At 53.4% G+C, this 663-nt stretch carries 1 protein-coding gene and 1 pseudogene; both read right to left on the bottom strand.

What is annotated here, in order from left to right; translation table 11 throughout:
• Positions 1-142: 142 nt before the first annotated feature.
• Positions 143-370 carry a hypothetical protein gene (locus tag R8N49_RS27725; protein WP_001447532.1) on the bottom strand — a complete coding sequence of 76 codons (228 nt, stop codon included), beginning with the start codon at positions 368-370 and terminating at the stop codon, positions 143-145.
• Between the two features lie 2 nt (positions 371-372).
• Positions 373-663 (bottom strand): annotated as a pseudogene (locus tag R8N49_RS27720) (nitrite reductase); the annotation flags it as partial.

Raw genomic sequence — 663 nt, 5'->3', positions numbered from 1 at the left:
GAAACGAACCTGACTATCCAGAAACAGGCCTGTGCTCTGACACTTATCGCTGATCGTATGAATGAGCTCCGCCTGCTCCAGAAGCATTTCTCGGGTGACTTCCTCCACATCACCAAATGCGTCAAACAACTTTGTCATGTAGTCACGAATTTGCATGTTCTTCCCCCTCGGCATCGAATTGCTTTGCAAGCTCAGGATCACCGGCCCAGCGAAGGGCGTCTCCCATATGCGTGAAAGCGCGTTTATTGTTATCCTGCTTATTCACCCTGACCGGCGTCTTTTGGTCACGAGGCTGTAGTAGCCAGTACCCGGCCTCTTCCCTGATTAGTTCTGCGGCCACCAGAAAGCCGTTCTTCGTTGCAATGATCATCATCAGCTCCCGTGGTTAAGCCAGTAGGCATAGATAGTGATGGCAAGGCCTCCCGCGAGCACAATGACTGCGGCGGTACGCTGGACCCACTTCGATGCACCAAACCGCGCCAGGTGTCTCCCCAGGAACTGGAAAGGTGCTGTCTTTCCGATAGCGCGAATCACCCAGGAGATTGCCAACAGAAGGATGGCTGTGGCCGGGTATATACCAACCCCTAAGAGATTTACCTCTCCGACCGCGAGTTGATAGATGAATGCCAACAGCATGGCTACCGCAGTCAATACGGCCACAAC

This window comes from Vibrio sp. 1978, from assembly GCF_033344345.1.
The sequence above is the reverse complement of the archived record's forward strand: the minus strand, read 5'-3'. Positions and strand labels throughout refer to the sequence as shown.

Coding starts and splice junctions, on each gene's coding strand:
- R8N49_RS27725 (WP_001447532.1), bottom strand. CDS start 370: ATGATCATTGCAACGAAGAACGGCTTTCTGGTGGCCGCAGAACTAATC.